This is a genomic window from Syntrophorhabdaceae bacterium (assembly GCA_036504895.1).
In the GTDB taxonomy this organism is placed as follows: Bacteria; Desulfobacterota; Syntrophorhabdia; order Syntrophorhabdales; family Syntrophorhabdaceae; genus PNOM01.
The window spans coordinates 1-19,352 of sequence record DASXUJ010000033.1 but is presented as its reverse complement, the minus strand read 5'-3'; the positions used below and the strand labels follow the sequence as shown (position 1 = coordinate 19,352).

Sequence of the window (19,352 nt, the reverse complement as noted above, 5' to 3'; positions counted from 1 at the left end):
GCTCGGGATATCACTAGGTCGAATCGCTATCCTAGTTGATGAGCTACTCAAGATGAAGGTAAGGGTCATCTGCGTCAAGGAAAACATTACTCTATATGGAAGCTCAGACATCCAGACGAAAGTGATGATTGCGATGTTTTCGCTCTTCGCTGAGATTGAGCGGGATTTGATTTCTGAGAGAACGAAGGAAGGCCTATCCAGGGCACGGGCCGAAGGCAAGCTCTTGGGAAGGCCCAGGGGAACGAAGGGGAAGAGCAAGCTTGACGGTAAGGAGAAGGAAATAAAAGAATATCTTGCAAAGGGGGTGAACCGCGCGAACATTGCTAGAATATATGGGCTGAGTTTCCCAGCATTGAACAACTTTATAAAGACACGGGGACTGCGATAACGAGTCCCGCCAAATGAAATTGATTTCACTATGGGGTAACTGTCGGTGAAAACGCTTATTGGGGGCCCCATAGGGGGCATAGATATATAACTAACTGGTAGGGCAGAGGGGTCGGTCAGCCCCTGACACGAGACATCTGGTGAGCAGTAAACCATTAACCTGAAACACTTTAGCTGGGCTGTATGGTGGCTGTTTACCTTCCTCCACTGTTCTACCGTGTGACCTTCTCAGCAGCATCCCATGAAGGATATCACTCACGTATCTCCTAAAGTGCTTTAAAGGACTCGAATCAGGATTCTTGTTAGTCTTCTGAGACGCTCGGGTCGGCACATCACTTGCACATTACCCAGCGGCGGGGAAGGAGCAGCCCGATGCGGGCACGGTATGATGAAGATACGGCTGAAAAGGCATATCTTGCATGGAAGGAATGCGGCCATAACGCCAGAAAGGCGGCGCGGCGCCTCGCGGCAGAGGGGCTTGTCATACACAGGAATACGATCTCTGCATGGAGAGACAGATGCGGCTGGAAGAGGCGCGCCCTGAGAGAACAGAAACAGGATAGGACAGTGAAAGAAGCGAACAGGGATGATACCGGTCTTATCGCAGGTCTTGAAGCGCAGAGAAAGCGGTATGAGGGGTTCTTCGGAACCTTGGGGCCTACGGCGATTGACGTCCAGGCCACCTATGCCTACACCGCCATCGTGAAAGCCATCGCAGACGTTCATAAAAAGATGGACCCGGACGTGTATTCCGCGGCCGCGTAGCCATGGAGGTGTTCGTAAATTCCATTCGCGCGAGGGGCGAAACCCTCGATAAGGCGTTCGTCCGTCAGGTCTTCGAACTGACAGATGAGTTTGTTTGAGGAGATAAAACCCCAATAATTCCGCGAAAACGAAACGACACCCCCCCCTCCCCCCCATGGTGACTCACAAGAGGCACAAACCGGGAGGACCAGCGGGACGTTCTCAAAAATTAGAAGCAATTGAACATCGTACGTCACTCCTAGTGTTTTCGCAGAAAAACAACGGGGTCACCTCTGACGATGGATAAAAAGGGAGATATGGTGAATGAATCGAAACGAGCCAGCGGGATGTTCTTAAGAAATCAAAAGCAATTGAACGCCGCGCGCCACCGGTAGTGTTTTCTCTGAAAGGCAAACGGGGTCACCCCTGACCATGGATAAATAGGGAGTACGGTGAATGAATACAAACGAGGTAGTGCCGCGGCGACCATTTAATGTGATACCTTTGGAGCCGCCCGCTCTGGAAGAAAGAACCATAGGGGACGTTGGTTCAAAGTGAACTTATTCTTGACACCAGTCGCCTTTGTCAGTATCCTTCCACCATGCCCCGCCATGCCCGCCTTGATAGCCCCGGTATGCTCCACCATGTCATCGCCCGGGGTCTGCCGGGAACTAGGATTTTTACGGCAAAGAGGGACAAGGAGGATTTTCTCCACCGCATCGCCGGGTTGTGTGAGACGGACGCCATTGCCGTTTATGCATGGGCTCTTATGGATACCCACGTTCATCTCCTCGTCCGTACCGGAAGAGCGCCCCTCTCCTCGAGCATGAGAAAGCTTCTCACGGGCTTTGTCGTCACCTTCAATAAAAGGCATAACCGCTACGGCCATCTCTTTCAAAACCGATACAAGTCCATCGTATGCGAGGACGACCCCTATCTTCTGCAGCTCACCCGCTATATCCATCTGAACCCAATAAGAGCAGGCCTCGTCAAAGATGTGGCGGAACTCGATTCCTATGCCTTCACCGGACACACCGTTATCATGGGGAAAGCCTCCCGCCCATGGCAGGACACAAATACGATCCTCGCCTATTTCGGCACGAAAGGGATAGACGGTTATCGCCGTTTTGTGGAAGGGGGCATAGACATGAACCCCGATCTCTCAGGGGGCGGACTCACCCGGAGCGCAGGGGGTGTCCGGGAAGTTGCCTCCCTGCGTAAGCAAAGGGAGCCGATGGCGTCCGATGAGCGCATCCTTGGAAGCGGAGCCTTTGTTCAGTCCATCCTTGCCGAAAACGAGAAGGATCACGATTCCAGCCTCGCCCTGAGAGCATCGGTACCCGACCTCTCCACTCTCGCCCGTCTCGTCGCTCACAAAGAGAAAGTAGATCCGGAAGAACTCCTCTCATGTAGCAGGAAAAGACCCCTTGTCCACGCCCGGCGTATCCTCTGTCGCATCGCAGTCAGAAAGCTCCGTTATACCGGCGCATCAGTAGCCCGCTTCCTGGGCCTGAGTACCTCGCTAGTAAATCGCATGGCGAATGAAAAGGGGGAGGATGATTTCGACGAATACTTTCAAAGTTCACTTTGAACCAACGTCCCCTAAATCCTGACCTTGTTCACGATAGTCTCTTTGGCAAAAAAGAGAATTTAAATGTTCAAATAAACCATTTTATTTATAAAGATTGACAAATCTAAACTAAGGAGAGAAAATAGAGAAATCACCACTCATGGGAATACGGCCCTCAACGAATTCTTTCGGCAACATAAGCTGAAAGAAAAGAGAACTGCATCACGTGCTGATCTTGATTCTAACCAGGAGGATCTTATCTATATGAAGCCATCGTGTAAAACTCTTTCTCTTCTTTCTATTGCTATTCTCTCAAGCATATTGTTAACTGCTTTTTTACCTTCGAATGCGCACGCCGGAATTTTCGACTGGGCCTCTGGAAATTCAAGAAGTAAACCTGAAAGAACAGTATCTTCTTATGAAGGAGTCGGAAGGGAATGGGGAAAAGCCCTAAAGAACCTCAGACCAAACGAACCTCTAAACCAGGAGTTTGTGGGCAGGCTCATAGATCCCTCCGACATCGACTTTTTCAATGTCCATTCGGATTTAAAGGAAGCTTTCAAAAAAGGTTTTCGCATGGGATTCGAGGATCGAACAGCTGATCTTGTTTTGGGTCCACATCTGACGGCAGCCGCGGGACGCGTGGGTTACGACACGTCCAGCAGATTTGTGAAAGTCATAACTGATTTCGAAGTTGGCTGGGCAGCCACGCTGAAATACGCCGTGGATGTATTCATCGTCCTTATTTCGGAAGGATCGCAAGCAGACAGGGAAACTTTCATATATAATTTTATGAAAGTATATGGTGACAAATATAATAGCACGCAAGCAATTCTAAAGGGTCGAACTGTTATGACCCAAATGTCTGATGGCGGAACCTTATTGTACCTTGACTACAGCAAGGGCAAAGTTCTGGGGGCCCTTGATATACCCAGTGCGACGGCATTGAAGACAGAAATTTACCGGCAAACTTTTAAAGTGATGGGCGACGAGTGGGGAAGACGGTTCAGCACCAACTTGATCCGAAGGGATGATTTAATAGATTTATTGAGAAGATGCAAGACTGCGCTCACTGAGATCGAAGGAAACAATAATTTGGGGATTATATATGATGCCTTTAATAGAAGCTATGGCACTGATGCTCATAATGTATTCCAGGAACTTGTGAAGGCGGCCGGATATAGAGAAACACCAGTGCCATATTCGATCACGCCCGTGTCGGTTACAACATCTGTCACGGCCGAAGATCCTGTCGTGAAGCCGACACCGAAGAAGCGTAAACAAAGATAAGCGCAATCGATAGCAGCAACTATCATCGAAATATAAACTTCCCCATCTATGTCTCTGTGCGGATTCCCCGTTCCCTTGTCGGAAACGGGGAATCCGCACTTTTATTTTTTAGTCCTTCCCGCGCCAGTTCCACAATTTTCATAAATGCCGTAGGATTGTTGATGATGTTGCACCTGTCCTTGATCTCTACCAGGAACGGGGCCTCACGGGGGGCATAGATATATGACTAACTGGCGCAGAGCGAGAACATCCCTGCCACCAGGCCAAAGCACACAGTCATCCATGGGTCCATTGGCAAGGCCTTTCCTGCGACGACTATTTAAATGTGAGCCACTGGGGACATCCTATATTCCTGACACTGTTCTACCGTGTGACCTTCTCAGCAGCATCCCATGAAGGATATCACTCCCGTATCTTCTAAAGTGCTTTAAAGGACTCGAGCCAGGATTCTTGTTAGTCTTCTGAGACGCTCGGGTCGGCACATCCCTTGAACATTACCCGGCGGCGGGGAAGGAGGAGCGGCCAGATGCGGGCACGGTACGATGAAGAGACGGGTGAAAAGGCATATCTTGCATGGAAGGAATGCGGCCATAACGCCAGGAAGGCGGCGCGGCGCCTCGCGGCAGAGGGGCTTGTCATACACAGGAATACGATCTCGGCATGGAGAGACAGATGCGGCTGGAAGATTCGCGCCTTAAGAGAACAGAAAGAGGAGACGACAGTGAAAGAAGCGAACAGGGGTGATACCGGGCTTATCGCAGGCCTTGAAGCGAGAGAGGAAGCGGTATGAGGGTTTCTTCGGAACCCTGGGGCCTACGGCGATTGACGTCCAGGCCACCTATGCCTACACCGCCCTCGTCAAGGCCATCGCAGACGTGCATAAAAAGATGGACCCGCACGTGTATTCCGCGGCCGCGGTAGCCATGGAGGTGTTCGTAAATTCCATTCGCGCGAGGGGCGAAACCCTCGATAAGGCGTTCGTCCGTCAGGTCTTCGAACTGACAGATGATTTTTTTGAGGAGATAAAACCCCAATAATTCCGCGAAAACGAAACGACACCCCCCCTCCCCCCCATGGTGACTCACAAGAGGCACAAACCGGGAGGACCAGCGGGACGTTCTCAAAAATTAGAAGCCATTGAACGTCGTACGTCACCGGAACTATTTTCTCGGAAACAAACGGGGTCACCCGTGACGATGGATAAGAAGTGAGATACGGTGAATAAACGAAAACGAGGCAGTGCCGCGGCGACCATTTAATGTGATACCTTTGGAGCGGCCTGCTGTGGAGGGTGGAATTGGCCGGAAGGTCCATATGTGGTGCCAGCCAACAGTGGGCGCTTTAAGCGGCGAGCAAGGAGGACCGCAGCCAAAAGCGGGTGCCTTAGGCAGCGTATATTGATACGTCGAAGGGCACCGGCGGAGCATGGCGCCGCAGATGGGCCTTTTGTGTCAATTCCACCCTCCCGGCTAGAGCGAGCGCTGTGGCTCCAAACAGGAAACCCTTCAACCTTCTTTACGCCTCACATGCCTCGCGAGAATGCTCTTGTTGAATTTAGCCTGAGGAGGAGCCGGAATGGCTTCAGTTGAAATCCTCCGCCATCCGCCTTATAATCTGCAGCGACAGCGACTAAAGGGGGGCTTATGCGGTTTTCGGATATGATTTATGAGCGGCCGGATTTCGATAGACTGGAATCTGATTTCCGTCAGAAGATTGATTTATTTACAAATTCAGAAAGTATCGAGACACAAGCCGGCATCATCAAGGAGATTAATGTCATCCGCGAGGACGTGGAGACTGCCATGAGTATTGCCCGGATACGGCAGACCATCGACACCCGGGATGCTTTTTACGATGGCGAAGCCTCGTTTCTTGATGAAAACTCTCCCCGCTATCAGGCCCTGATCGACGAATATTACCGCGCCCTTACTACTTCCCGCTTCCGGGAGGGGTTGGAGAAGTACTTTGGAACGTACCTTTTTGATCTGGCCGAAGCCGCGCAGAAGACCTTTATTCCTGAGATTATGGAAGACCTCTCCGAGGAGAACCGCCTCTCCACGGAATATATGAAGCTTCTCGCCTCGGCGGAGATCGAATTCGACGGAAAGAAGATGAATCTCTCGGGGCTTGGGCCTTATAGGGAGTCATCGGACCGGGAGATCCGCCGGTCGGCTTCGGAGGCCTATTTCGGATTTCTTGGCGGAAACCGCGAAAAGCTGGATTCGATCTACGATAGCCTGGTTTCCGTCCGGAACCGGATGGCTATTAAACTGGGCTTCAAGAATTTCATTCCCCTCGCCTATCTCAGGATGTCCCGGCTTGACTACGATGAAAATATGGTCCGGGATTACCGCAACGCGATCCTCACGACCATTGCGCCAATTGCCAATAGACTGCGGGAAGAGCAGAGGAGCCGCCTTGATCTGGAGCACCTTTATTATTACGACCTGCCCTTCCGTTTTAAAAACGGTAATCCCAAACCCCAGGGAAGCGCAACGCAGATTATCGGGGAAGGCAGGGAGATGTACCATGCCCTCTCGAAGGAGACAGGGGAATTTATCGACCGCATGCTGAACGAAGGACTTATGGACCTGGAAAACCGTCCGGGCAAGGCCGGCGGCGGTTACTGCTCCTGGATACCGAAATATAAGGCCCCCTTTATCTTCTCCAATTTCAACGGCACATCGGGCGATGTGGACGTCCTGACCCACGAGGCGGGACACGCGTTTCAGGCACACATGAGCAAGGATTTCGAGGTCCCCGAATACGTCTGGCCCACCATGGAGGCCGCCGAGATCCATTCGATGAGCATGGAATTCATCACCTGGCCCTGGATGGACCGCTTCTTCGGCCCCGAGGCCGACAAATACCGCTTCATGCACCTTTCGGACGCGCTCCTGTTCATCCCTTACGGCGCCTTGGTGGACGAATTCCAGCACGTCGTCTATGAAAACCCGGGATTGTCGCCGGCCGAGCGGTTTGCCGCATGGCGCGAGCTGGAACGAAAATACCTGCCCTACCGTGATTTTTCCGGGAATGCCTATCTTGAAGAAGGCGGGTTCTGGCAGTGTCAGCGCCATATCTATGAATCGCCTTTCTATTACATCGATTACACCCTGGCCCAGGTCTGCGCCATCCAGTATTGGGACAAGTTCAAGGAAGACCGCGGATCGGCGTGGCCGGATTATCTCAAGCTCTGCAAGGCAGGTGGAAGCGCCCCATTCCTGGAACTGGTGAAGATCGGCGGATTGGAATCGCCCTTCGATCCCGGCGTGCTGGAAAAGACCGTAGAGCCGGTAAAGGAATGGTTGTCAAAAATCGATACATCCGGTTTTTAAGTAAAATCGATTCTCCTACTGAATTTGATTCCCGTTAAAGAATACCTCCATGCGGTCGATGCCATACATGAAGTTCCGGATGTGACGCGTGCCCGACTTGCGATAGACGGGCTTGAATTCCAGCACGTTTCGCGTGCCTTCCTCGACTCCTATCCTGAGGTGCGTACAACACGTTTCCTCCGGAAGACCGAGGAAGATGCTCTTTTCGCCCTTTTTCAGTCTCAGCCGTTTCTCGACCACGTATTTCACTCCTGAACCTGCCTCCGGGTCTTCGGAGAGCTTCCCCGTCTTCGGGACAACATCATCCCTGGGGTCCACTTCCCAGATGACCGCCTGCCCGTCGACATTGAAGACAATGTCGTAGCCGGGGCTTCCATGGCCGTCCTTTATCCACCATAAAGGGTGCTCTCCCGAATGAGTCTTTATGGATACCTTGACTACAAGGTCGCCATCTCCCGGGGCCGGCGCCGTCAATCCGTCGGCCTCTCTAAAAATGTCGGTGCGTACGCTTTGGGATTGGAGTATTATCCGCTCCGATGTGGTCGAACAGCCAACCATCGCAAAGCCCGTAAGAATCATAAAAAGTATTCCCTTGGCACGCGTGTTCATAGTCTTTTCTCCTTTATCAACCTTCGTTCCCTCTAATCGTTTCCACGCCTTTCCCATCCCCGAATTTTAAATAGAGCGACGGCAGCACGACCATATTGAGAAGGGTCGAGCTGAGAAGCCCACCCAATATCACGATCGCCAGGGGCGACAAGATCTCGTTACCCGGTTTATCCGCGGCTACGGCAAAGGGGACGAGGGCAAGACCCGCGGCCAGGGCCGTCATGATGACAGGGCGCAGCCGTTCCATCGATCCCTGGAATACGGCGTCTCTCAAATTCCTTCCCTCCTCCGTCATAAGATGCCGGTAATGAGATACGAGGAGGATGCCGTTTCTCGTGGCAATGCCGAAAAGCGTGATAAATCCTACGATGGAGGCGATGGACACCACCCTGTCGGTCAGGAAAACGACGATGATGCCTCCAATCAATGCCAGGGGCAGATTAACCATCACCAGCACGGTGAGCCTCAAAGATCGGAACTCCATGTAAAGGATCAGAAATATGGCGAGAAGGGACATAATGCTCAAAAGCCCGATCATCCTCGACGCCTCAGCCTCGCTCTTGAACTGGCCGCCGTATTCGATGTAGTAGCCCGGCGGAAGTTTGAGGTTCTTTTCGATCCGCGAGCTGACATCTTCATACACACTTCTCAAATCTCTGCCCGCAACGTTCGCCTGGACCACCATTTTTCTCTGCACCTTCTCTCTGCTTATGCTGTTAGGGCCCTTTGCGGAGAAAATGTCCGCCACCGCGGAAAGGGGAATTTTTGCGCCTCCGGGAGTGTCGATCAGGACTGACCGCATGCTCTCGATATCCTTCTTCGTGCTGTCTTCAAACCTCACGAGGATATCGAACCCCCTGTCCCCCTCGAGGGTCCTGGAAACCACCTTTCCGAACATGGCGACTTCCGCCGCCTCCGCCACCTGCGACACGGACAGGGCGTACTTCAGAAGCTCGGATCTTTTGGGGACAATCCGGACTTGCGGGATGTCGGCCTGCTGCTCGATAGCCAGATCCGCGATTCCCCGCACCCGGCTCATCTCGGACCTCACGTCCTCTGCTATGGCCCGCAACCTGAACAATTCGCGGCCGAATATCTTAACCGCGATGTTCGCAGTCGTGCCGGAAAGCATGTGGTCAATCCTGTGGCTGATGGGTTGGCCGAAGGTGATGATCGCGCCCGGTATTGACGCCATGGAGGACCGGAGGTCGGACAGCACGCCCTGAAGGCTTCTTTTCCCCACATCCAGTTTTGCATCTATCTCCGAAGCGTTCGCAGACTTTCCGTGTTCATCGAGCTCACCCCGACCGGTCTTTCTCGAGGTTTTTGTGACGCTCTTATGGTCGCGAAGCATCTGTTCCGCGAGGGCCCCTATTTCGGATGATTTTTCGAGGGACGTTCCGGGCGCTGCCGCAACCATAACCGTGAGCGAGCCCTCGTTGAAGGGGGGGAGAAAGGACCTGCCCATGAAGAGCAGGGGGATAAGGGACAGGCAAAACCCGCATAGGGCCGCCACGATGATGAAGACCGGTTTTTCCAGAGAAAACCGGAGCACCGGTCTATACAGCTTCTTGAGCCAGCGCACGAGAACGCTGTCGCCCCTTTTGCCCGCAAAGCCTCCCTTCGGGAGGAGGTAGGCGCACATGGCGGGGGTTACGGTCAGCGCCACCGCGAGGGAAGCGCCAATCGAAATCATATACGACATTCCGAGGGGTCTCAAGAGCCGCCCTTCCATGCCGCTCAAAAAGAAGAGGGGCGCAAAAACGACGATTATGATGAGCGTCGCACTGACTATAGGCCCCCGGATCTCTCTTGAGGCGTGCAAAATAACCTCAAGGGACGATTGTCGATCATTTTCGGGCATGGCCTGGTTTTCCGTGAGCCTCCGGTATACGTTTTCCACATAGATAATGGCGTCGTCCACTATCACCCCTATCGCGATCGCCATACCGCCCAAAGTCATCGTATTGATCGTGACGTTGAAATATCTGAGCACCAGAATTCCGAATATGAGGGAAAGGGGCATGGCGGTTATGGAGATGACCGTTGCTCTCATATTACCGAGAAAGAGCATGATAATGATTAAAACCAGTATACCGCCTTCCAAAAGCACGCGCTGCACGTTCTCTATTGCCCTCTGTATGAAGTCTGCCTGCCTGAAGACATCAGTATCGATTACCATGCCCGGAGGCAGCGTCTTCCTGATCTCGGAGAAAGCCAACTCGAGCCTTTTCGTAAGCTCGACCGTATTAGTGTCGGGATGCTTCTGAATCGCGAGAATCACCGCGGGTTTCCCGTCGACAGAAGCGTCGCCGATCCTGAATGCCGGACCGGCTTTGACTGTCGCCACATCCTTGACGAGTATGGGGATACCTCCCCCGAGCCCGACGGCGGACGTTTCCAGATCGGCGACCGATCTCATTCTCCCGATGCCCCGTATCAGATAATCCTGTCCGCCGGATTTCATCACACCCGCCGAGAAGTTCTCATTGGATCCTTTCACTGCCCCAAGTACCTGATCCACAGATATCCCGTACGCGGTGAGTTTATGGGAGTCGATGTTTACCTGGTACTGTTTCGTCTCGCCCCCGATGTTCACGACCTGGGAAACCCCGGGAATCGAAAGGAGCCGCCTCCTCACCACGAAGTCCGCGACCTCCTTCGTCTCCATAAGGGAATGGCGGTCACTCTGAAGACCGACATACATGATCTCACCCATGATGGAAGATATGGGGGCGAGGACCGGCACGAGACCGGCGGGAAGAGATGATGAGACGAGTTGCAGCTTTTCATTCACCACCTGGCGCGCGCGATATATATCGGTCCCCCAGTCGAATTCGACGTAGACCGTGGACAAGCCCACGCCGGATTGGGACCTGACCCGTCTTACCCCTGTGGCCCCGTTAAGGGCAGTTTCTACGGGAAAGGTGATCGCCGCCTCGATCTCCTCAGGGGCCATGCCGTGGACATCCGTGATAATGGTGACGGTGGGAGCGGTCAGGTCGGGGAAGACATCAACTTTCATGTGGATGGCAACATAGACACCCACGAAGATAAAGAGGATGGACGCCGCTATCAGAATCAGCCTGTTCTCAAGACAAACCTTCGTGAGCTTATCCAGCATACCCTTTGTTCTCCCTGTTAGTGCTCATGCCCGTGGCCTTGCGGCTTTGACGACAAAGACGCGAGTTTCACGTAATACCCGCCCTTTGTCACGATCCGTTCGCCTTGCTCTATCCCCTTGGTGATATGGGCATAACCGTTGCCGCGAATTCCCACGCTCACTTCCCTTCGTTCGAATGATTCCCCGTCTCTCTGCACGAACACAAAAAACCGGCCTTCATCCTCGAACAGGGCCGCCTCGGGAAGGGTCACCCCGTTTTCCACTTGCCCTGTCCTGACTGAGACGTCCGCGAACATCCCGGCCTTAAATAGGGCCCGTGGGTTGCTCACTTCAAAAATAACCGGCACGGTCCTGCTTTTGGCATCGACCACGTCGCTGATCGCCACAAGCCTCGTGGGATTGAATCCCGATCCTATTCCGGCTACGGAAAAGGTCGCCTGGCTGAAGCTCTTTACCTTTCCTATCTCGGTCGCGGGTATGTTCGCCCTTAGCCAGAGCGTCGACGTGTCGATGATCCTTAAGAGGGGCTGACCGGCCTCGACAGCTTTTCCGTTGGAGACGAGCAATTCGGCAACCGTTCCGTTGAGCGGCGACCTGACCACGATTCTGTTCCCGGACGCACCTTTCTTCATGCTCTCCACGGCCAACTCTAAGGGCCTGAGCGCTGCCGTGGCGCTGTCAAGGGCAAGCTCGGCCTCCTCGAGCCTCCTCTTTGGCACTGCCTTCGCCTCATAGAGGCGTTTCGCGCGTTCCCATTCCTTCCGTGCAAGGACCACCCGGTTTCTTGACTCGGAATAGGCGGCGCTCAGTTGGCCGATCCCGCCTTGCTGGGAGACTGCCGGCTCGATCTGTGCGATCACCTCGTCTCTGCCGATCTTCTGGCCGAGGAAAGGAAGCCGTTTTGAGACGGAGAGAATGCCCGTGAGAGGGGCCGAGACAGTAACCTCATTGCGTGATAGGGGAATAAATTCACCTGCCGACACAAAGGATGATGAAAGGGTCTGCCTCGACGGGTATTCCGTTTTAAAGTCAATTCTCCATTGTTGTTCTTTTGAAAAGGCGATGAGGTACCCTTCTTTTTCCGGAGGCGGTTTGTGCTCGTCCCCGTTCTTTGCGCCTTTTACTTCTATGCCTTCGAGCACAACTTCATCGGAGAACGTTTTGCCGCCAAGGGCCACTTTCATTGCGTGCCTTCCCGCCATTTTGAACACTGCTTCTGCCCTGAATATGCCCGGTTTCGCCGGGCCCTCTATCTTTATGGCAAAGGGTTCACCCGAGGGCTGCACGAATGTCAGGACGATTGCGCCTTCGGTTACGGGTTTAAACGCCGCAAGATCGGTAATATGGAGAAGAAACTGACATTTCTTTCCCACCCTGGCTCCGGTGTACTCCACAAAAAGCTCCGATTTCTTCGTCCATGCCGTCCTTTTGACTGCTTCTTCCTGGTGATCTGCATCGCCATCCTTTTTCCCGCATCCGGACAGCAGCATTATGAGGAGTAAGGGGAGTACGAAGTATTTCATGGTTTTCCTCCGCCATTCGTCAGTCTTGAACCTGTGGCTCTCTCTAATTCGAACACCGAGGCCCAGTATTCGTACACGGCGCTATTATATTCCATTACGAGGTCCTTTTCGGAGCGAACCGAATCGAGAAGCTCGAGGAGATTTGTTTCCCCCTCCTCATAGGCGGTGCGGGATATTTTTGTCATCTCTTTCGCCGTGTGAAGCTGCCCCGCCATATCGGCGATGCGGCCTTGATAGTGTGTGATCCTGCTAAGGAGCACGCCGATTTCGTTGCCCGCATACTTCTTCAGGAGCTCATAGTTGAGCCTCTGTTTTTCCCTTTCGGCGTATGCTGACGCAATTTTTCCCTGGCCCCTGTCAAAAAGGGGAAGAGGGATCGCCAGGCCAAGCACGAAGCCGTCGGAGCCTCCGACCCATCTTCTGTACCCTGCCTCAATGCCGACAGAAGGTATTGCCTCTCTTTTTGCCAAAGACAAGCTGGAGCCCGCCGCGTCCACGACCTTTGCCTGTGCCCTGACATCTACCCTTGATTCAAGGGCACCCTCGGCAATATCCTTTACATTCCCGGGTAACGGCTGATACCGAAACTCGTCCACAAGGACAAAGTCGGGGTCTGAAAGATTGAGCATGAGGGCCAGCCTTTTGCGCTCCACGCCGATCTCTATGGTCAGATTGTCAAGTAATCGGGCAAGTTTTTTCCTTTCCGATCCGATCCTCATCAGCTCGACTTCCGATGCATCGCCGGAGTCTACCCTGGAGGTTGTTTTGCGCTCCACCTCATGGGAAGTCTCGACAATGCCCGCGACGGCCCTCTCATTTGCCTGCAACAGCAGTATACGGTAATAGGCCTGTTTCATCTGGGAACGCAGAGCCAGAACCTTATAATCGAAAAAGAGCCTGCCCGCATCCCTTCTCTTCTCGGTCGTCTCGATTCTTTTGCCTCTTTTCCCCGCAAGGTCCATCGGCTGTATCACGGAATAGGTGCTCTCCTTATTGTTTGGCCCGCTTCCGTCGGTCGCCAGGAAATATTTGACCTCGGGATTCGGCAGGAGCCTCGCTCCCACCACATCCGCATCGGATTTCTTGAGATCTTCTTTCTCTGCCTTCAGTTCGATGCTGTTTTGAGCTAAAAGGCTTTCTGCATCTTCCACGCTTAGCACATACCCTGCAAAGGCCGGCTGCAGGGACATAAGCAAGAGAAATGCGACGGTCGCCAGAGCGATTTTCATAACATTACTCCTCATCGTAATAGGGAACGAATTGCGGGTCAGCCCGAAAGGAGCCGGGCTGCCCGGCCGGAGAGATGGTTATACTGCCGGGGGGGAAAGACCTGAAAATACGGGAAGTATGTCTTTAAGGGGGCTCCCGGGAATGTGCTGAGCGATCCGGATACTTGTCTGACGGACACTGGAGACCGATGCCTGTTCTGAAACTATGAAATATTGCGGGGAATGAGACTTTCGATTGTCCTCATCAGGCGACTTTACTGAAACATCCTGGCTGTCTACAAGGAAGTGGGTATGATGGGTATGATGTTCCCCGTCGCTACCTTCCGCGGACCAGCCGGATAACACAACCGGCGCAATTCCCTGGTAAGATATAAGCTTCCCGGGATGATCGTGGCCGGGGCCCGGCTCGCCCTCCGCATGACAATGAAAGAAAGGCACGAACGAAACGGCGAGAAGCAGGCACAGGAAAAACGACAACACCCGTTTATCTGAGCTTCCAAAGGGCCTCATGATTTCTATATATAGCATAACGGCCAGATGAGACGCAACAAAATGGCTCAAGCAGAAACCCCATAATCTTCGGAGTTCCGGAGCCCCGAGGGGGTGGCGCGTCACTTCCGCTACTCCCTTCGGCATCAGTCCGCCCCTCCCACCCCCGACCGGACATAGGCAGCGCATTACTTCATAGAAAATAGTTTTATCGACTGCCAAAAAAGCGTATCCTTTCAAATGCCATTATGGAGGGCCTTATTTTCAGGTGAACAATTCGTCCCCCTCTGTGAGGGAAAATACTTCACGGCTCGCTCGATGCAACGGGATTATTAGGTGGAAGAGAAGCTCTCGAGGAAGGGATTATTTCACTTATGCATGGTCTACAGCGTGTGGAGCACCACCTATCTTGCCATGCGCCTCGGGGTCGGGTTCGAAGGCGGCTTTCCTCCTTTTTATTTCGGCTTGATCCGCATGCCCGTCGCCGCCTTTATCCTTTTTTCAATTGCCCGGATTCAGGGGCTTCAGCTCAAACCTGCACGAGGGGAGCTGGTCTCTCTCTTTCTGGTGGGAAACCTCCTCTGGGTAGGAGGCCATGGACTCATACTCTGGGCTGCCCAGTACGCCGATTCAGGGTTCATGTGCCTCATGGTATCGTCCGCCCCTATCTGGGCTGCGGTCGTCGAGCTTTTCCTTTATAAGAAGCGCCCTTCCCTGCCCCTCGTGGCCTCACTTTTGGTGGGATTCGGGGGAATTGCGGTCCTCAGCTCCTCTTTTCCCGTCACAAGAACTGCCACCGATTTGTCGGTGATCGTGGTCCTCATCCTGGCCCCCTTATGCTGGGCCCTCGGGTCAGTCGTGCAGTCGAGGAGGCCAGTAAACCTCGCTCCCCATGTCATGTCAGCCTATCATCATTGTGCGGCAATAGGGGGTTTTATGGTCCTGATTCCCCTCTTCGGAGAACCGGCGCCCCATCCCTCTGCCGGCGCATGGATGGCCTGGGCTTATCTCGTGGTCTTCGGCTCCATCATTGCCTTTACGTCGTACATATATATTTTGAAGCTCCTGCCCGTCAACATCGTCATGACCTATGCTTATGTAAACCCTGTTCTGGCCTTGTTTCTCGGCCGACTCGTCTTAAACGAGCCGATCACAGGTCGCACTTTGATAGGGGCCGGGCTCGTGCTGGTAAGCGTATTCGCCATATTCAGGGTAAAGCGACTCCCGACCGGTGAATCCGCCACGACCTGACGCCGGGTTTCATTCTTTTCCCCGGACTTTCGGCAAATAGCCACAATTCAGGTGAACATACCCAAGAAATTTGTTGACAATCACCGTCTACCATATGAGAATAACACATAATCCGGCTTCGGATGAGAGTAAACAGAAGTTAAGGCATGGTTTAGCGATTCGAACCTTATCCGGTCCGGGCTCATGAAGGGGGTGATGATCGGGGAGTATATCGATTTGCGGCAAAACTAGGTATGAAGCCTTTGGACGGAGCGTCTGGGGTAAAATGAGCAATGATTTGAAAAAGGAGAGATAATAATGAAAAAAAGTTTATGGATCGCGTGTGTAATGGTGTTTTTCTGTGCTATATCGTTTGGCAACCTAATGGCGCAGGATGCAAAATCCCCGGCAAAGCCCGAGGCGGCCTCAACCCTCACCGATAAAGATAAGGCTGAGTTTTCAAAGAAGGTAGGCCTATTCTACCAGGTCGTTTCTTATGGGGAATCCCAGAAAGACCCGCTGGTACTGCTCACTGCAATCAAACTACTCGATGACCTTCCCTTCGACGGCATTGCAAAGCCCGGCCAGGATGAAAAGAGCGGCGCCCGCTATGACAGGACCTCCCTCATTGCAGAAGCCAAAAAGATTGCAGCAGGGGATGATGATCTGCTCGCCGTAATCGCGAAGGTGGAGACGCCCCCGGAAAAGACTGCGGTGAGATACGGCGGCCACCACGGCCAGGGTCGTTACGGCTATTATGACCGGCACCACAACAGGCACCATTACGGCTGCGTATGGTTTCAGGTATGCCGCCACGGGCACTGCGACTGGGCGTGCCGGTAATTCCCGCGCCTGAGTTGAGAAACGATTGACTCCTTATCCCGCCTCTCTCCTCCCTTTCCCCACAGGAACCATCGGAGAGAGGCGGGACAGACCCATCGCCCCTCCTGTGCACGATCCTTGCAGCTCTGCAATTCTCTTGGTGAAGTCGATCGCATTTCTTCGGACCGCCGCATTGACAATGCCCATGCGACCTATGCTATCCTCCGGGGGAAAATAGGTTAAAACACAGGGAGAAAGTATATAACGTGATCCCCTTGATAAGAATATTCCCCATCATTTGTATCCTCCTTATCCCCTGGATAGCCCTGTCAGCCCCCATTGCCCCACCGGCCGGAGGCGACCCTGTTGCCGCTGATCTCCTGGCCAAAGAGGCAGCCGGGCTACTGTCGGAGGAAAAATATGAAGGGGCACTCGAGAAAGCCGCAAAAGCCCTCGAAATAAGAACCGCCCTATTTCCGCGGGACAGCGCCGAGGTCGCGGAGACCCTCTTTCTGATCGCCCGAATCCAGTACGGGGCCGGTAACTATACCACTGCCGAATCCTATGCCAAAAGGGCATGGGGCATCCGAGAAAAAGCCCTGGGCAAGGAAGACCCCCTGGTTGCCAAGACTCTCACCCTTCTCGGGAGGATCGCCCTGTCCAACGGCCGGTACGGGGATTCCGAACGATACTGCAAGAATGCTCTCGAAATAGGCGCGAAAAGAGACGGAGTCGATCAGTTGTCCTCCATCCAGCCCCTGTCCTGTCTGGGCCTCATCGCATCTATCCAGGGAAAATACGGTCAGGCGGAAGAACAGCTCAAGAGGGCCCTCGAGATAGGGGAGAAATATCTCGATATGGATGACCAGGAGATCGCCCAAGGCATGGGGCTCCTCGCATCCCTTTACGGCAAGACCGGAAATTATGCCGAAGCTGAACGCCTCTTCAAAAGGGCTATGGCCATACGCGAGAAGGCCGTGGGTAAGGACCATTACTCCCTCGCGGGCAACCTCTATACGATGGCGGAGCTCTACGAGTCCATGGGGAGGTATGGGGATGCAGAGGCTTTCCACCTCAGGGCCCTTGCGTTACGAGAGAAGAGGCTGGGAAAAGACCACCCCCGCCTGGTCCGGTCCCTTAATTCCATTGCCGAGCTCTATAAAACAATGGGAAAGCCCGATGAGGCGGAAAGGTACTGCGATCGGGTCGATCGGATACTCAAAAGCAGAAACGACTCAGAACATCCGGCAGCGGCAAAGAGTATGCAAACGAGGGCCGAGATAGCTTTTAGCCGGGGAGAATACGACAAGGCGGAATCTTTCGCCAAAAAGGCCCTGACTCTGAGGGAAAAAAAGCTGGGCGCCGCTCATCCCGACACGGCGGAGAGCATGATGCTCCTCGGCCGCATTGCGCAGACAAAGGGCAGGTATGAGGAGGCGAGAAAACTCTATACCCGGGCGCTCGACATACGGGAGAAATCCCTGGGAACGGAACACCCTGATGTGTCTCAGACCCTCGTCTCTCTTGGACTGGTCGCCTTCTCGCAGGGCAAATATAAAGAAGCTGAATCCTTCTATAAGCGGGCCCTAGATATCCGGCAGAAACGGCTTTCCCCCGACCATCAGGATATTGCGGCCAATATAGGCATGCTGGCCCGGGTATATCTTGCGGCAGGAAGGTATGCCGAAGCGGAGCAACTCCTCAAGCGGTCTCTCAAAATGAGGGAGGAGGCATCGGCCACGGGTACGCCTCGTTACGCGAGAACCTTAAGCGCCATGGCAGAGTTCCATGAAGCCGCCGGCAACTATCCTGAAGCTGAAAACCTCTACAAAAAAGCCCTCGCCATAAGGCAAACCACGCTGGGAACGGATCATCCCCAGACTGCTCAATCCCTGCGTTCCCTCGCAGTGCTTTACAAAACTATGGCAAAATACCAGGAAGGGCAGCGAGCGGCCCGGGAAGCCCTCAATATCACCCTTAAAACATATGATAAAGACCATCCCCAGACCGCAGCCGACCTCCACACCCTGGCCGACATCGATTTCTCCATGGGCCGATACGATAAGGCACAGCAATTATGTACTCAGGCCCTCGGAATCCGGGAAGGAAGGCTCGGAAAGGAACATCCGGACACGGCAGAAAGCATGCAGCTCCTTGGGAACATCTATCGCTCCACGGGCAGGAACAGGGACGCGGAATCCCTCTTCAAGGAAGTCCTCCAATTCCGGAAGTCTGCGTTCGGTGAAGACCATCCTCTCGTCGCCCAGAGCATCACGTCCCTCGGCTTTCTCTATATGGCTACCGGCAGGTATGGCGAGGCAGAGGGGGTCCTTAAAAAGGGCCTCGAGATCCGTCAGAAATCACTGGCGCCGGAGCATCAGGACGTCGCTTCGAGCCTGAGCGCCCTTGCCCGCCTCTACATTACCCTCGGCAGATACGGCGAGGCCGAGCAGCTTCTCGCCCGGTCGATGAAAGTGCGAGAGAAGATTCTCGGGGCCGATCATCCCCGGTATGGCGCAAGTATTTCTTCCCTGGCGGAGCTTTATGACGCAATGGGCAGATATGGCGAGGCCGAAGCCCTCTACCTCAAGGCTCTCGACATACAGCAGAGAGCGCGGGGCCGTGACCACCCCTCAACAGCCAGGCTCATGACGGTCCTTGGAGGCCTCTACCTCCGCATGGGGAGGTACGAAGAGGGCGAGAAACTGACGAAGGAGGCGCTCAAGATCAATCAGGCCAGGTTCGGGCAGGATCACGTCGAGACCGCAAGGAGCATGGAGGCCCTCGGAGAGATCTACATTGCCAAAGGCCTTTACGCGGAAGCGGAGCCCCTCTGTAAAAGGGCCCTCGGAATTCGCGAGCAGGTTCTCTCAAAGGATCACCCGGCGGTTGCGGAGAGTCGGCTCGACCTTGCCTCTTTATATCGGGAAACCGGCAGGAGCCGCGAAGCTGAGGAGGAATATAAGAAAGCCATAGAGATTCAGGAAAAAGCGCTCG

The 19,352-nt window shown here is 53.8% G+C and carries 14 protein-coding genes; 10 read left to right on the top strand and 4 right to left on the bottom strand.

Annotated features, from left to right (window positions below; translation table 11 throughout):
* The 7 genes from VGJ94_04375 to VGJ94_04345 form a co-directional block, all read left to right on the top strand.
* Positions 1–388 (top strand): recombinase family protein (locus VGJ94_04375; protein ID HEY3275834.1); only part of this gene is annotated, 388 nt, incomplete at its 5' end.
* A 371-nt stretch (positions 389–759) separates the two neighbouring features.
* Positions 760–1,152, top strand: coding sequence for a hypothetical protein (locus VGJ94_04370; GenBank protein HEY3275833.1), 393 nt, complete (start codon positions 760–762; stop codon positions 1,150–1,152).
* 523 nt (positions 1,153–1,675) lie between these two features.
* The gene (locus VGJ94_04365) at positions 1,676–2,722 is read left to right on the top strand and encodes a transposase (GenBank protein ID HEY3275832.1); all 1,047 of its coding nucleotides are present in this window, start codon (positions 1,676–1,678) and stop codon (positions 2,720–2,722) included.
* A 243-nt stretch (positions 2,723–2,965) separates the two neighbouring features.
* Positions 2,966–3,991: a hypothetical protein gene (locus tag VGJ94_04360; GenBank protein HEY3275831.1), complete on the top strand. Its 1,026-nt coding sequence runs from the start codon at positions 2,966–2,968 to the stop codon at positions 3,989–3,991.
* 526 nt (positions 3,992–4,517) lie between these two features.
* Complete coding sequence (locus VGJ94_04355; protein ID HEY3275830.1) at positions 4,518–4,781, top strand: hypothetical protein; 264 nt, start codon at positions 4,518–4,520, stop codon at positions 4,779–4,781.
* Positions 4,756–5,028 carry a hypothetical protein gene (locus VGJ94_04350; GenBank protein ID HEY3275829.1) on the top strand — a complete coding sequence of 91 codons (273 nt, stop codon included), beginning with the start codon at positions 4,756–4,758 and terminating at the stop codon, positions 5,026–5,028. Before VGJ94_04355 ends, VGJ94_04350 begins: the two co-directional genes overlap by 26 nt.
* Positions 5,029–5,634: 606 nt before the next feature.
* Positions 5,635–7,329, top strand: a complete 1,695-nt coding sequence (locus VGJ94_04345) for a M3 family oligoendopeptidase (protein HEY3275828.1) — start codon at positions 5,635–5,637, stop codon at positions 7,327–7,329.
* 15 nt (positions 7,330–7,344) lie between these two features.
* Here the strand turns inward: VGJ94_04345 and VGJ94_04340 are convergent, their stop codons facing one another.
* The 4 genes from VGJ94_04340 to VGJ94_04325 are packed head-to-tail and all read right to left on the bottom strand — an operon-like array spanning position 7,345 to position 13,814.
* On the bottom strand, positions 7,345–7,938 hold the full coding sequence (locus VGJ94_04340) for a hypothetical protein (GenBank protein HEY3275827.1): 594 nt from the start codon (positions 7,936–7,938) through the stop codon (positions 7,345–7,347).
* Positions 7,939–7,954: 16 nt separating this feature from the next.
* Positions 7,955–11,062, bottom strand: coding sequence for an efflux RND transporter permease subunit (locus VGJ94_04335; protein ID HEY3275826.1), 3,108 nt, complete (start codon positions 11,060–11,062; stop codon positions 7,955–7,957).
* A 17-nt stretch (positions 11,063–11,079) separates the two neighbouring features.
* Positions 11,080–12,585: an efflux RND transporter periplasmic adaptor subunit gene (locus VGJ94_04330; protein ID HEY3275825.1), complete on the bottom strand. Its 1,506-nt coding sequence runs from the start codon at positions 12,583–12,585 to the stop codon at positions 11,080–11,082.
* Positions 12,582–13,814, bottom strand: a complete 1,233-nt coding sequence (locus tag VGJ94_04325; protein ID HEY3275824.1) for a TolC family protein — start codon at positions 13,812–13,814, stop codon at positions 12,582–12,584. The genes VGJ94_04330 and VGJ94_04325 overlap by 4 nt, the downstream gene beginning before the upstream one ends.
* A gap of 825 nt (positions 13,815–14,639) precedes the next feature.
* Between VGJ94_04325 and VGJ94_04320 the strand changes: the two genes are divergently transcribed.
* The 3 genes from VGJ94_04320 to VGJ94_04310 form a co-directional block, all read left to right on the top strand.
* On the top strand, positions 14,640–15,554 hold the full coding sequence (locus VGJ94_04320) for an EamA family transporter (GenBank protein HEY3275823.1): 915 nt from the start codon (positions 14,640–14,642) through the stop codon (positions 15,552–15,554).
* Positions 15,555–15,851: 297 nt separating this feature from the next.
* On the top strand, positions 15,852–16,376 hold the full coding sequence (locus tag VGJ94_04315; GenBank protein ID HEY3275822.1) for a hypothetical protein: 525 nt from the start codon (positions 15,852–15,854) through the stop codon (positions 16,374–16,376).
* 245 nt (positions 16,377–16,621) lie between these two features.
* Positions 16,622–19,352, top strand: a 2,731-nt coding sequence (locus VGJ94_04310; GenBank protein ID HEY3275821.1) for a tetratricopeptide repeat protein, incomplete at its 3' end; no start/stop codon positions are given.